The organism is Streptomyces sp. NPDC042201 (assembly GCF_055582185.1).
On sequence record NZ_JBVJDS010000013.1, the window covers coordinates 45015 to 58023 of the forward strand.

11 protein-coding genes and 1 pseudogene are annotated in these 13009 nt (G+C 67.4%); 2 read left to right on the forward strand and 10 right to left on the reverse strand.

Going from position 1 to position 13009, the window contains the following annotated elements; translation table 11 throughout:
* Positions 1 to 20 precede the first annotated feature (20 nt).
* From ACZ6MZ_RS27815 to ACZ6MZ_RS27850, 8 genes are all read right to left on the reverse strand, one after another.
* Entirely contained in the window at positions 21 to 1907 is a 1887-nt protein-coding gene (locus ACZ6MZ_RS27815; protein WP_469355027.1) for a VgrG-related protein, read from the reverse strand.
* 6 nt (positions 1908 to 1913) lie between these two features.
* Positions 1914 to 2705 (reverse strand): CIS tube protein, encoded by a 792-nt coding sequence (locus ACZ6MZ_RS27820; protein ID WP_384180833.1) that lies wholly within the window; start codon positions 2703 to 2705, stop codon positions 1914 to 1916.
* 5 nt (positions 2706 to 2710) lie between these two features.
* Positions 2711 to 3148, reverse strand: coding sequence for a phage tail protein (locus ACZ6MZ_RS27825; protein WP_384180831.1), 438 nt, complete (start codon positions 3146 to 3148; stop codon positions 2711 to 2713).
* Between the two features lie 98 nt (positions 3149 to 3246).
* Positions 3247 to 5025 carry a hypothetical protein gene (locus ACZ6MZ_RS27830; RefSeq protein WP_469355030.1) on the reverse strand — a complete coding sequence of 593 codons (1779 nt, stop codon included), beginning with the start codon at positions 5023 to 5025 and terminating at the stop codon, positions 3247 to 3249.
* Positions 5026 to 5056: 31 nt separating this feature from the next.
* The gene (locus ACZ6MZ_RS27835) at positions 5057 to 5200 is read right to left on the reverse strand and encodes a DUF6760 family protein (protein WP_389678131.1); all 144 of its coding nucleotides are present in this window, start codon (positions 5198 to 5200) and stop codon (positions 5057 to 5059) included.
* A complete protein-coding gene (locus tag ACZ6MZ_RS27840; protein ID WP_469355032.1) occupies positions 5197 to 5661 on the reverse strand; it encodes a hypothetical protein in 465 nt (154 codons plus the stop codon). The genes ACZ6MZ_RS27835 and ACZ6MZ_RS27840 overlap by 4 nt, the downstream gene beginning before the upstream one ends.
* Entirely contained in the window at positions 5661 to 6104 is a 444-nt protein-coding gene (locus ACZ6MZ_RS27845; RefSeq protein WP_384180823.1) for a phage tail protein, read from the reverse strand. Before ACZ6MZ_RS27845 ends, ACZ6MZ_RS27840 begins: the two co-directional genes overlap by 1 nt.
* An 82-nt stretch (positions 6105 to 6186) precedes the next feature.
* Positions 6187 to 7734 carry a phage tail sheath family protein gene (locus tag ACZ6MZ_RS27850; protein ID WP_469355035.1) on the reverse strand — a complete coding sequence of 516 codons (1548 nt, stop codon included), beginning with the start codon at positions 7732 to 7734 and terminating at the stop codon, positions 6187 to 6189.
* A 233-nt stretch (positions 7735 to 7967) separates the two neighbouring features.
* Here ACZ6MZ_RS27850 and ACZ6MZ_RS27855 point away from each other — a divergent pair, with 233 nt between their 5' ends.
* Both ACZ6MZ_RS27855 and ACZ6MZ_RS27860 read left to right on the forward strand, forming a co-directional pair.
* On the forward strand, positions 7968 to 11639 hold the full coding sequence (locus ACZ6MZ_RS27855) for a phage tail protein (protein WP_469355037.1): 3672 nt from the start codon (positions 7968 to 7970) through the stop codon (positions 11637 to 11639).
* Complete coding sequence (locus tag ACZ6MZ_RS27860) at positions 11639 to 12226, forward strand: hypothetical protein (RefSeq protein ID WP_469355039.1); 588 nt, start codon at positions 11639 to 11641, stop codon at positions 12224 to 12226. Before ACZ6MZ_RS27855 ends, ACZ6MZ_RS27860 begins: the two co-directional genes overlap by 1 nt.
* Positions 12227 to 12337: 111 nt before the next feature.
* Here ACZ6MZ_RS27860 and ACZ6MZ_RS27865 read toward each other — a convergent pair.
* Together ACZ6MZ_RS27865 and ACZ6MZ_RS27870 are read right to left on the reverse strand one after the other, a co-directional pair.
* A pseudogene (locus ACZ6MZ_RS27865) lies at positions 12338 to 12562 on the reverse strand (IS5/IS1182 family transposase); the annotation flags it as partial.
* Between the two features lie 26 nt (positions 12563 to 12588).
* Complete coding sequence (locus ACZ6MZ_RS27870; RefSeq protein ID WP_469355041.1) at positions 12589 to 12933, reverse strand: DUF6980 family protein; 345 nt, start codon at positions 12931 to 12933, stop codon at positions 12589 to 12591.
* Positions 12934 to 13009: the final 76 nt, after the last annotated feature.

Below are 13009 nucleotides of genomic sequence, written 5' to 3' on the forward strand. Positions count from 1 at the left end.
TTCGCTCCGCGTCCGCGGAATCAGTTGATCCTGACCAGTGGTGCGTTGATGGAGCAGGAACTGCCGCCCTTGATCTCCGTGCGTGAGGTCCCGGTGACCGCCACCTGGCTGCCCTGCACATCCAGCGCACCGCCCGTGGCCAGCCGGAGCCGGCCCGTCCCGCCGTCCACCTGGACTCCCGTACGCGCCGTCAGCTTCACCGAGTCGCCGCTGAGTTCGAGCACGCCCTGCCCGGCGTCCATCGCCACCCCGCGGCCTGCCTTGATCGACACCTGTTCCCCGGCCTCGATCTCCACACTGCCGTCGCTGTTGATGACGATGGTGGTCCCCTTGCGGTCGAGGTCGATCTTCAGCTTCCCGTCGCCGGTGACCAGCCGTACGCCCTGCGGGCCGTTCGCGGTGTCCAGCAGCTCCAGTTGATTGCCGCTCTTGGAGGCGAAGGCCCGCCGGTTGACCGCGCCGCTGGTCGGATCGACCAGCTCACCGCCCGCGCCGCTCTCCCCGCCGCCCTGCGCCGGCTTGTCCTGACCGTTGTACAGACCGGCCAGGACATACGGCCGGTCCAGATGACCCTGCTCGAAACCGACCAGGACCTCGTCCCCCACCTCGGGGATGAACGCCTCACCGCCGCTCGTCCCGCCGGACTGCGCCGTACGCGCCCAGTCGCTCGCGTACTCGTCCGACAACCAGGGGAACCTGACCTTCACCCGCCCCAGGCCGTCCGGGTCCTGAGTGTCCGTCACCGTCCCGTTGACCAGGCCCGAGCAGCGCCCGCCCGCCCCCGGGCCACGGCCCGCCGCGCCCGCGCCGCCGCCGGTCAGGCCGAACAGCGAGCGCTCCTGCTGCCCCGAGACGGTGATCCAGGTCTCGTAGCCGCGCACGGCGTCGAAGACATGCCGCGAGGAGGTGACCGTATAGCGCCCCTCGAAAGGCGCCCCCACGGCGTTGAGCGCCACCGCGCTGCCCGCCCGTACCTCCGGATTGCCCCGGATCACCGCCTCCAGCTCGGCGAAGGAGCCCGCGATCCGCTCCGCCAGCGCCTTCGCCGCCTGGTCCACCTGCGCCTGCGTCCCGTACGAGGCGTCCGTGACGACGAAACTCGCCTCGCCGAAGGGCGCCGACACCTCGGCCGCCGTCACCCCCAGGTCCAGTGTCGACGTGGTGCCCGCCGGCGCCCGGCCCACCAGCGGCCGCTTGGCCGCCACATCCCAGCCGCGCACCTCCACCTCGGACACCTGCTCGGCCGCCGACACCCCCGCCCGGCAGCGGATCAGATTGCTCCCCATCTCCAGCACCAGCGGGTTCTGTTCGGCCCGCGCCGAACTGTCAGGAGCGCCACTGGCCTCGGCGGGCCTGGTGATGTGCAGCCGGCCGTCCAGGACGTACGCCTGCGCGCCCGCGTCCTCCGCGAGCCCCCGTACGAACTCCCAGTCACTGATGTTCGGCTGGGCGACGTGCTCCAGCACCGGGCCCGCGACATCCACCGTCCCCGGGCGCAGCCCGGCCCGCTGCGCCACCTGCGCGCAGATGTCGGCGAGCGTCATGTTCTGGTAGCCGACGACCCGACGCCCCCGGAACAGCCGGTGCGACTCGTCGAGCCCGCGCACCACCGTGAAGGTGCCGGTGTCGTCGATCTCGACCTCCAGCGCGGTCACGACCCCGGTCAGCAGCGGCGTGGCGGACGGGCCGCCGCCGGCGTGGGCCAGCAGCCTGGCCTCGCTGCCGATCTTGAGACCGGTCTGTTCCAGCAGGACCCGGCTGGGATCGCGAAAGCGCAGCACGAAGAGATCGGGCAGCGTACGGCTGTCGTCCACGTACCCCTCGACCAGCGTGTTGGCGAGGGCCGGCGGCAGCGGTGTGCCACCGAACTCGACCACCAGCGCCTTGGCGACACTCTGCTGGGCCATCCGCCCTCACCTCAGCCGTTCCCGCTCGGAGTCCTCGAGCCGCCCCAGCTCGTCCAGAGCGGGCAACAGCAGCTCCTGGCCATTGGTCAGCCGCATGGGGTCGTCGATCCCGTTCGCCTCGGCGATGACCCGCCAGGCGGCCGGGTCGCCGTACTCGTGGTGGGCGAGACCCTGCAGCGAGTCCCCGGCGCGCACGCGGTGCACGCGCCGCGCGGCCAGCGCGCCCGAGGTCGGGTTCTGGCCGGGCGTCTCCCCGCTGATCTCCTCCATCGTCACCTGGCACAGCGCCCGGATCGGCACGCCGGAGGTCGTGAAGAGGGTGTACTTCGCCTGCACTTGGCTGACATAGCCGGGAAAGCCGGTGAGCCCGCCCCAGTGGAAGACCACCCATGGCGGTGACGACCGCTGCTGCTGCCGGGTCTCGCTGGTCGGCACGCAGCAGGCGAACAGCTTCTCCACCGAGGTCACCACGCTGCTGTCCTGGGTGTCGCTCGCGTCGAAGAACATCTCCACGGTGAGCTTGCTGGGCTGCGGCCCCTGGTATTCGGGCGGCCCGGAGCTCTTCGCCCCCTTGGCGGGGGTGCGCTTCCAGGACGCCGCCTTGGTCAGGCTCAGTTCCTTGGGGTTGAACTGGAAGTCGATACGGCCGCACGGCCCGCCGGGGGTGAGACTGCCGCCGGGCGGAGGCGTACGCAGCTCCAGATAGGCGTGCTCCAGTTTGGGCCGCGCCGAGCCCGGCGCGCGGGCGGAGGCCGTGCCGGAGGTGCCTGCGGCGCTGAACGCGATGGGTCCGCTCATGGCGCTCAGCCCTCCATCACATAACCGTGGTGGGCGATCTCGATGGTCTCGATGGCCACCTTGGGGGACTCGGGGGTGAATGACGGGCCGGTCCAGCGCACCGGCACGACCTCCAGCAGGCCCCACTGCGCGACCTTGCGGCCGTCGCCCGTGCGGGCTTCGATATGGGCGGTCTTACGGCTGAACCCGGTCGTCATGCTCGCGAACCACTTGGCGACCTTCTCCGTCTCCCGGGTCAGCGGCCGCGACAGCTTCACGTTCGAGTACTTGAGCCGGGTGGGCAACTGCCAGATGTGGCCGTTGTTGCCGCCTTCCTCGCGTGCTTCGAGGACCACTTCGCAGCCGAGACCGTCACAGGTGTTGAACGAGCCGAGCTCGATGTCGTCGATCGTGACGACGAAGCAGACGCTGACGGCCGGATCGTCGTTGTCGGTCGGTGCCATGGCACGTACCTCTCCCTCTCCATCGGCTGTCCGCTGTCGTCTGTCGGCTGTCGGCAGTGGGTGTCTCGGTAGTGGGTGGTCGGCAGCGGTCGGTCGTGTCAGTGCCTGGTGTTGATCAGGAATCCGGCGCGTTCGCGTTCGAGCCGGAGATCCGCCTTGAGGAGCCGGCTGAGGGGTGCGTACAGGGCTCGTACGAGTTCATCGGTGACGGGGGGTGTGCCCGTGCCCCTGCCCGGGGAGCCGGCCGTGGCGGACTCCGCGCCTCCGGGCGCCCCGCCGTCGGCCGCGTCCGGGAAGGCGGGGTCGGGATCGAGGCCCGGGTCCGGCTCCGGTTGGGCTTCGGCTTCGGGGAGGGGATCCGGGGGCGGCGGCTCGCTGCTTTCCGCCGCGCGCTGCACCACGTGGGCGCCGCCGAAGACCACGCTGCCGTCGGCCATCCGCTGGGCCACTCCGGCCGCTACGGCGACGGAACCGGCGTCGCGGAAGGCCGGGGAGGAGGCGGTGGTTCCTGAGGACACCGACCGGGGCACCGGCGGGCTGCCGAGCGCGTGCCGCTGGGCTGTTCTCGGTGGTACGGAGCCGGGGGCCGCGCCGAGCGAGGCGGGTGCTGTCCCGGCCGCCGCACCCGTACCTGTCCCCGCCGCTTCCCTCGCCACGGTGACCGGACCGGCGGCGTACGAGCGCTGGACCGCCGCTTCCGGGCCGGGGGCGGACCACCGTACCGGCACGGCGGGGGGCTCCGGGGTCGCGCCTCTGGGGGCGGGCGCCATGGGGGCGTCCGGACCGGTGGCGAAGAGGGGGACCGCCCGTTGTGCGAGGAGCGGCACCACCGGACCGGACGCCGGTTCTGGGAGCCGGGGGAGTGCGTGGGGGGCGTTGAACCGCTGGACCGGTACGGGGACAGCGCCGAGCGCCGGTGTGGCCGGTCGCTCAGGCTCGGACTCCCGTGCCCGCTGGACGTGTTGGTGCGGATGGTGTTGTACGAGGGGCGGGGCGTCGCCGAGCAGCGGCCCCGTCGGCGAGTCCGGTGGTGTGTCCACGGGGGTGACAGCGGGTGTGTCCACGGGGGCGTCCGTATCCGGGGGAGACTCCGGTCCGCCGGGCTCCGCCATCGGGCCGGACGTGCGAGCCGCGATCTCCCGCTGGGCGGTGGGAGGCAGACCGGCCAGCGGCGCCCCCAGGCCGGGCGGGTGCGGACGGGACAGCGGCTGTGGAGCGGTAAACCGCTGAACGGGCGCAGGCACGGCGCCGGTTGGTGGCCCGCCGGAGGTGGGGGCGCTGTCCCGTACGGGCATGGCGGACGGGGGCGGCACGGGAGGCGCGGGAGGCGCGGGAGGCGCGGGCAGGGCGGACTCGACGGGCCGCTCGCCCACGAGCCTCCGTACGGGCAGTTCGTCGGGCGACGGCCCGGCCGAGACCATCGTCTCCTGGCCCTCCGACGCGCTCCGTTGCAGCGGTACGGCCCTGGGGTGCACCTGGCCCTCGGCCGATGGCCAGGAGGCCACCATCCCCTCGCGCCGGCTGCCTTCGTCCCGGCTGTCCTCGCCCCGGCCGCCCTCCACTTGACGGCTCACCGTCGTGGGCCCACTGGACGCGACAAGCCCGTGCACCAGCCCGGAGGGCGCCTGCGGGCTGACCAGATGGCCGAGGGGAGTGCTGAGTGTCGTGTCCTGCCAGGTACCGAGTGAGCTGCGGAAGCCGTCCGGGTCCGTGACCAGGCCCGGCGCGGTCAGGGTGCGCTGGACCGGCGGGAGTTCACGCCAGCCGGCCGCCGCTCCGGACGACGCTGACGCGGTGGACGACCCGTCGGGCGCGCCGGACAAGGCCCCGTCCGGCCCGTCCGCCCGGTCGCCGCGCAGCCAGGACAGCAGTCCCATGATCCCCTCGCCCCCCTCGGCTTTCCCTGTCCTACTGCCCGGTGAGCCGGGCGATCTGTGCGACGTACGTCAGCCGTTCGGCGTGTTCCAGATCGAGCAGCTGATCGAGCGGCCAGTGGAAGTGATAGGCGAGGTACGCGACTTCCTCGTACAGCAGGTCGGCCGCGTACGTCACGATTCCCCCGGGCGACCACCCCCGGCGAGATCCACGGCGAAGTTCTCCTGGCAGGACGGGCAGGTGACGGCGGCCCGGGTATGCCCCTCGGCGTTGATCCGGCGGTAGAAGTCCTGCAGAAAGGCGAGGTCGGAGGCGAACAGGTCCTCGATGACGCCCGGGTGGATGTCCTCGACGGTGCCGATCCTGCTCACCACCCGGGCGATCAGCACGACCGACAGGTAGGCGGCGTTCTCCCGTACGCGATCGTCCCGGAGCGGAACCAGCTCGTCGCGGGCGGTGGCCAACCGCATCACCCCGGTACGGTGCACGGTGCCGGACTCGTCCACGTACCCGCGCGGCAGCTCGAAGGGGAACTCGGTCCGCAGGCTCTCGCGAGCCTCGCGCCCCCGCTCCTCACCGCCGGACCGGCCGGGCGCGGTGTCGTCCGGCCGGGCGGAGGGGGACAGCACGCGCCGCATCAGTCGACTTCCATGCTCTCGTAGGTGATCGCCAGCTTTTCCGTGAGGACGGACGTGTCGCCCGCCTTCAGCGTGCCGATCTCCAGCGACTTCGGCCAGGCGTTGATCAGCTTGTAGCGCTTGATCGCGATGCCCTCGTAGTCGTACACGATGATCGCGCCGTTGCGCCGGGCGTTCGTCATCCGTCCGAACCGGGAGTCCTTGATCCACTCCTCGAAGCTGTTGTCCTCGGTGAGACCGCGGCTGACCGTGACCTCACCCGCCTTCGGGCGGCCCGGCAGCTTCTTGATGGCGTACTTGCCGTCGGCGGTGTTCTGCTTCAGCTCGATGACGTCCTGCTCCATCTTCAGACCACTCACCTCGGTGATCTGCTTGATGAGGACGCTGTCGAATTCCAGACCGAAGGAATGCCCGACGGAACTGTCGAGATCGGGAAGTGGCACTACCAGCCTCCTATGCGTTCGCTGTCCGTCACCGGCTGTCCCTCGTCCGCCGTCCGTCCCCGTTTGCTTTTGCCGCCCGTCCTCATTCGTCGACCGCGCCGGTGCCGCCGGTCAGCTGGGACAGCCGGAACACCACGAACTCCGCGGGTTTGACCGGCGCCACCCCGATCTCGCAGATCACCTGACCGGCGTCGATGCTCTCCGGCGGGTTGGTCTCGCGGTCGCACTTGACGTAGAAGGCCTCGTCCGGTGTCAGCCCGAACAGCGCGCCCCTGCGCCACTCGTTGACCAGGAACGCCGAGACCGTGCGCCGGATCCGCGCCCACAGCGCGTCGTCGTTCGGCTCGAACACCACCCACTGCGTCCCGGCCAGAATCGACTCCTCCAGATAATTGAAGAGCCGTCGCACATTCAGATAACGCCAGTCGGAATCGGCGGCCAGCGTCCGCGCGCCCCAGACGCGGATACCGCGACCGGGAAAGGCGCGGATGCAGTTCAGGCCGATCGGGTTGAGCAGATCGTGTTCGTTCTTGGTCAGCTGGGTCTGGAGCGACACCGCGCCGCGTACGACCTCGTTCGCCGGGGCCTTGTGCACCCCGCGCGAGGCGTCGTTACGGGCCCATACTCCCGCGACATGCCCGCTCGGCGGCACAAACGCATGGCGGCCGGCCGCCGGGTCGAACACCTTGATCCACGGGTAGTACAGCGTCGCGAACTTTGAATCGAAGCCGGTTGTCTCCATCCGCCAGGCCCTTATCTGCTGTGGGCTCAGACCGGGCGGGGGATCGAGGATCGCGATCCGGTCCCCCATCAGCTCGCAGTGGCCGATCAGGCCCTGCTGCACCGAGACCACCGATTCCAGATCCAGCACCCCGCGCTCGTACGCGCTCATCAGATCCGGCACGGCGACCATGGTGACCTCGTCGATCGCCTCCAGCCCGCCGAAGCCGGTGCGTTGATCCGCGTCACCCACGTACTCGTCCGCCGACAGGGGTCCGTCCAGCGGACCCGCGTCGGGCGTGGGGCCGAGCGTGACCGTCTGCGCCTCGGGCCTGACCGGCGCGGCCCCGCGGCCCGGCTCCCGTACCTCGATCAGCCGCGACCGCGCCTTCACCTGCGTGGCGACATTGTCCTTGCTGCGCTTCGTCGTCACCGCGGGATAGGTCTCCACGACCTTGCCGTCCTGCGTCACCACCAGGGTGAACACATCCTGCGGCGGATCCTCGCCCTCCGGCTCCGTCACCTCGACGGTGATCTCACCGGTCACCCCGGGCAACGCCCGTACGGTGTACGGGCCGAGCCGCGCCTCCGCGCCGGCCTCCAGCTCACCGGGCGTACCGGCCGTCTCGTCACCGCCGCCGTCCCGGTGTCCGCCGATCCGGACGACGTAGCAGGTGCCGCCGCCGTTGGCGAAGAAGCCGTAGACGGACGAGGCGAGATACGTACCTTCGACGAACTCGCCGAACCGGCTCGTGAACTGGGTCCAGTTCGTGATCAGGGTCGGCTCGTTGAACGGCCCTCGCTGGGCGAAGCCGACAAAGGCGGCGACGGACGTGCCCACGCCCTCGATCGGGCGTGAGCCGGACTGGACCTCTTCTACGTAGACGCCCGGGGACAGATACGACGGCATGCGACTCTCCTTGACCGGGGAACGTGGGCGATTCTCGCCGGGGGAGAGATCATCGGGAACGGGCGTACGGCCGCCTCGTCGTACCGAACCCACTGCCCGAAGAGGCAGGCACGGCCGGTCATCTGATCGGGCAACGAACGCTGCCCCCGGCACTGCCCCGCTCGCACTGCTCGGCGTACGGACCCGGCCCGCACCCTGGCTGGTATGTCGGGGACCTGTGGCCAGGGGCGACGGTGAAGGCGGCTCAGGAGAAGCGCGCCGCCGCGCCCACGCACGCCACCGCGTCCGCCCATGCTGCGCCCGACCACGCCGCTTCCGACCACGCCGCGCCCGACCACACCGCGTCCGCCCACGCCGCCGCGTCCACCCACGCCGCCGCTCCCCGGTCCTCGACGCCTGCCCAGGAAGCGCATTCCACTCCCGAGGCTTCTCCGGCGGCCGGCCCCGGACTGGACGCCCGGAGCGTGCAGCGGCTCCAGGCCCGCGCCGGAAACGCGGCCGTGTCGCGGCTGGTGGCGCAGCGGTACGCCGATGTGGTCAAGCCCCCGCCGGCCCAGGCGCCCGGTTTCCGCAAGGTCCAGCAGGACGTCGCGGCGAAGAAGCAGAACACCAAGCGGCACAAGCCCGCGGCGGCCGAGTCGAAGTCGGCCCAGGACGCGGCCGTCGCTCCGCCGGACGACAAGCAGGCGCAGGGCAAGGCGGCCAACGCCGAGAAGATGAACGCGGCCAAGCCCGGGGAGTTCGACAAGAACGCGTTCATCGGAGCGGTCAACGAGGCGATCTCGGCCCAGGCGCCGAAGAATCTCGACGAGGCCGACAACTTCGCCGACTCCGGCAAGGCCGACCACATCAAGGACTCGGTCGACGGCAAGGTCAAGGACGGCAAGAAATCCTCCGCCGAAGACATCGAGACCGCCACCACGGCCGCCCCGGACCTGTCCCAGGCCAAGGAGAAGCAGGTCACCCCGATGGGGCCGGACCAGCCTCCGGGCAATCCGGGCGCGCCCAGCGCCGCGGACGCGGTCCCGGCCAAGCAGCCGGACAAGGTCCTGGACTTCTCCGAGGGCAACCAGCAGGTCGACCAGCAGCTGGCCGATTCCGAGGTCACCGAGGAGCAGCTCGCCAAGGGCAATGAGCCCCAGTTCGACAAGGCGCTCTCGGAGAAGAAGAAGGGCGAGCAGAACACCGCCGCCGCCCCCGCCAAGGGCCGCGCGGCCGAGGGCAAGCAACTCGCCGCCGCGCAGGCGGGCGCCGCGGTCTCCGGCGCCCAGGCGATGAACGCCATGACCGCCGACCGTAACGCCGCGGGCAAGGCGGTCGACAGCGGCAAGGGCGAGACGAAGTCGGCGGACGAGAAGAAGCGCGAGCAGGTCACCGCCAAGCTCCAGAAGGTCTTCGACACCACCCAGAAGGACGTCGAGAAGATCCTCGGCGACCTGGACGGCAAGGTCGACAAGCAGTTCACGGACGGCGAGAAGAAGGCGCGCGGCGACTTCACGGCCGACCACAAGCGCCGGATGAAGGACTACAAGGACAAGCGCTACTCAGGGTTCACGGGCAAGGGCCGTTGGATCAGGGACAAGTTCAAGGGCCTGCCGCAAGCGGGTCTGGACATCTTCAAGAAGTCCCGCGAGCTCTATGTCAGCACCATGCAGACGGTCATCGCGTCCATCGCCGACACCATCGGCACGGAACTGGGCCGGGCGAAGACCCGCATCGCTGAGGGCCGCACGGAGTTGAAGGCCGAGGTCGACAGACTCCCGGCGGACCTGAAGCAGTTCGGCCAAGAGGCGGCGGCCGACTTCGCGGGCAAATTCGACGACCTCGAATCCGAGGTCAACGACAAGTCCACCCAGCTGGTCCAGGACCTGGCTCAGAAGTACACCGAGGCCCTCAACTCGGTCGACGAGGAGATCAAGAAGCTCGAAGAAGAGAACAAGGGCCTCATCGCCGCGGTCATGGACGCGGTCGTCGGCGTCATCCAGACCATCAACGAGCTGAAGAACCTGCTTCTTGGCGTCCTGGCCAAGGCGGCCGGCGTCGCCATGAAGATCATCAAGGGCCCGATCGGCTTCCTCCGCAGCTTCGCCTCGGCGGTCGGCGCGGGTCTGAACCTGTTCATCGGCAATATCCCCGAGCACCTCAAAAAGGGCCTGGTCTCCTGGCTCCTGGGCACGGCGGTCAGCACGGGCCTGGAAATCCCCGCCAAGTTCGACCTGAAGGGCATCATCCAGCTCATCGCCTCCCTGCTGGGCCTGACCTGGGACAACATCCGCGCCCGCGTCACCCGCAAGGGCGTCCCGGACGAGGCGATGACCAAGGTCGAACAATCCGTCCCGGTAGCCGGCGCCCTGGCCCGCGAGGGCCCGGCAGGCGCCGCCCAAGAGATCACCGCCGAGACGGGCGACCTCAAGTCCACGATTCTCGACGACCTGAAGTCCTACCTGATCCCCACCGTCCTGATGGCGGGCATCACCTGGATCCTCTCCCTCCTCAACCCCGCCTCGGCCTTCATCCGCGCGGTCAAGGGAATTATCGACATCGTCACGTTCATCGTGACCCAGGGCGCCCAGATCATCGAATTCGTCAACGCCTGCCTCGACGCGGTCATAGCCATAGCCAACGGCGCCCAAGCCGGCGTCCCCAAGCTAATAGAAACCGCCCTAGCCACCAGCATCCCCCTTCTCATCGGCCTCCTGGCCTCCCTCCTAGGCATCGGCGGCCTGGCCAACCGAGTCAAACAAGCCTTCCAAAAAGCCTCCCGCCCCGTCACCCGCGCCATAGACAAAATAGTCAACAAAATAGCCAACGCCGGCAAAAAACTCTGGAGCAGACTCAGCAGAGAGAAGGGGAGGGATGGTAGGAACCGCAAGCAGAAAGAAAATGATCTAGATGCCGGTCTGGATGCAGCGGATTCCCTGGTGAAGCAAGGACTCACACGGAAGGAAATACTCCCAAAGCTTCCGGAAATTCGCCGCCGTTATCGAATGCGAGAGCTCACTCTCGTTCACGACGGAAAGCAGGGAACGAAAGAACTGGTTCACGTCAAGGGTGCGGTGAACCCTTCTGGGCAGCGGGTGACTCAGCCGATACCGGGGCTCTACGAGAGTATCGACCCGAGTGAAAAGGGGCGCGAGTCGTTCATATTTAAGGGAGATGGACAGCCTGCTCCACCCAGGAACGACAAAGTGGAAATTACTACAGAAGTGCGTCTGATGGACGTCAAGTCCGTGAAGGCGACGGGGCATGTTAAGAATTCTTTTGATGTCAAGACGAATGACATCACCATGAAGGAGCATTTCCTTGATGCCATACCCTCGAATAAGCGGTGGATTGAATCCCCGGGTGTTCCACTGCGCCCCGGAAAGGGTACGCCGCTGGTCACTTATGTGAACCTCCGGCAGATGCGTAGGTTCGAGAATTATTCCGGCAACCTTGCTGTGAAGGGGGTGAAGGCGGAACTCAGGCGCCAAAATATGCCAGGGCTTGAGCCCGAAGCTGAGCGGGAGTTGCGAGAAAGTCGAAGCCTATACGGTGCGATAAAGAGCATCACTCTGGATAATGTGGAAAATATCCCGGCAATTCTACAGCTGCACGACCAGCTCAATGTCAGGCCCGGGGCTGATCTAAATCAGGTCATTCTATCTACTCATTCCGTAACATATGTTGATACTATTATCATTCAAGCTGGCGGACGGATAAAGTCTGCAGAAGTAATCGGCGGCGAATCGCGCACGATCGGCGAGTTGATGCGACACTATGAGGAGGCAGCCAGCAAGCGCCGAAAAGAAGAGGTGCGTGCGTATCATGAGCAGCTACTCAGGCAATACGGTGTTACGCGTAGCGAAAAAGTTCTGATGAACTTCGACGTGAAGTTGAATATCGAGCCCTTTGGTTCGCCGTGATGTCGTCCGGCGTCCTTTCGGAACCGAGCGGCTTGTCGATTGTTTTGCATCCGGACTGGCGCCATGTTGTGGATGATGAAACGCGAGATGTAACGCTGCGCGAATTCGAGGAGATTGATCTCTTTGCGGACGCTATGTCTCGGTATGATCGGCGGCGAACGGAAGTCTGCTACGCGGACGAGCTCAAGCAGAATTTAACCGCGAACGTTTTCATCTGCGAGGAAAGTGTTGTCGAGTTGCTTTCCGGGCACTGCTCAATCGATGTGAAGGCTATAATGCCTCGGGTTTTTCTCTTCAATGTTGGGCGTGGTCCCAAGGTTGCGCGAAAAGTTGAGTCCTCGGGTTCGGCCGGTGCGATTGAGAGTATGCGATATCGCGCTTGGCGTACCGAGCGCGCAGATGATCCCGGTGGTGGCGTTTTCGGGAGAAAAGACGTCGCGATTGAAATCGGTGCGTCGTGGACGAGTCCCGGTCTCTGGGAGACCGAACACTATTGTCTTATGCGGCACGATTTCTACTCTTCGCTGCCGATCTTGCTTTCTGCTTATCTTGCAACATATGAGGCCAGAGTGCTCAGGGGCAGTTGAGGACTCTGCGTCTCATTTTTGCGTGGGAGGTCTGTCCACGTACGGCGGGGAGGATGGCTCGCGGAGGGTTGCTCGGGCGGGTCTTACCGAGCACGGATGCAGTTCGTGTGGGCGCCCGGGCTTGTGACGGTGTGGGATGACAAGGCCGGTGCCTCGGTAGCCGCGATCCGCGATCGTGGTGGTCTTCCCGACGGTGGCTTTAGCTCCAGATTCCTCCCATGCCCTGCAGCCCCCACAGTTGCGGGGCACCGGCCGGCCGACGGCCACGACAAAGCGGGTGTCGGCGTCGATGACTACTTGGTAGTTGGTGGAGTACCGGCAGTTCTTCGACTGCTGACCCCAAGCCAGTACTAGGGAGCGTTTCAAAAGTTGTTAGCAGGAGGCGTCTGAGTTGGTGCTATGGCGTCGGTCCGCAGCCAGCGACCGTCCTGGAAGTCGACAGGTACGCCATCTGTCCAGGGGTCTATCCCGCGATTCTCAAGATCCTCGAACCAGCGGTCACGTTGAGACTCGGGCAGCCGCTGACCGCACCATGGGCAGAACTCGATGCCGATCGTTGAGGTGCCGCCATCGTGAATGATTAGTCCGTACTCCTGGAACTTCGCCGTGAAGTGGATGAGCGCATCGGGGCAGTCGAACGGGTCGGGGTGCTGGTCGCAGTGCCAGTTCGTCTGGCGTGTCATCGCTTCACAACAGTGCTGAGTCATTGGCGCATGCTCTCGCAAGCGACCTGGCCCAGAGAAGTGGATCAAGCTTAGGGATGATCACCGTGTGGGACGCGGG

Coding starts and splice junctions, on each gene's coding strand:
- ACZ6MZ_RS27815 (WP_469355027.1), bottom strand. CDS start 1,907: ATGGCCCAGCAGAGTGTCGCCAAGGCGCTGGTGGTCGAGTTCGGTGGC.
- ACZ6MZ_RS27820 (WP_384180833.1), bottom strand. CDS start 2,705: ATGAGCGGACCCATCGCGTTCAGCGCCGCAGGCACCTCCGGCACGGCC.
- ACZ6MZ_RS27825 (WP_384180831.1), bottom strand. CDS start 3,148: ATGGCACCGACCGACAACGACGATCCGGCCGTCAGCGTCTGCTTCGTC.
- ACZ6MZ_RS27830 (WP_469355030.1), bottom strand. CDS start 5,025: ATGGGACTGCTGTCCTGGCTGCGCGGCGACCGGGCGGACGGGCCGGAC.
- ACZ6MZ_RS27840 (WP_469355032.1), bottom strand. CDS start 5,661: ATGCGGCGCGTGCTGTCCCCCTCCGCCCGGCCGGACGACACCGCGCCC.
- ACZ6MZ_RS27850 (WP_469355035.1), bottom strand. CDS start 7,734: ATGCCGTCGTATCTGTCCCCGGGCGTCTACGTAGAAGAGGTCCAGTCC.
- ACZ6MZ_RS27860 (WP_469355039.1), top strand. CDS start 11,639: ATGTCGTCCGGCGTCCTTTCGGAACCGAGCGGCTTGTCGATTGTTTTG.
- ACZ6MZ_RS27870 (WP_469355041.1), bottom strand. CDS start 12,933: ATGACTCAGCACTGTTGTGAAGCGATGACACGCCAGACGAACTGGCAC.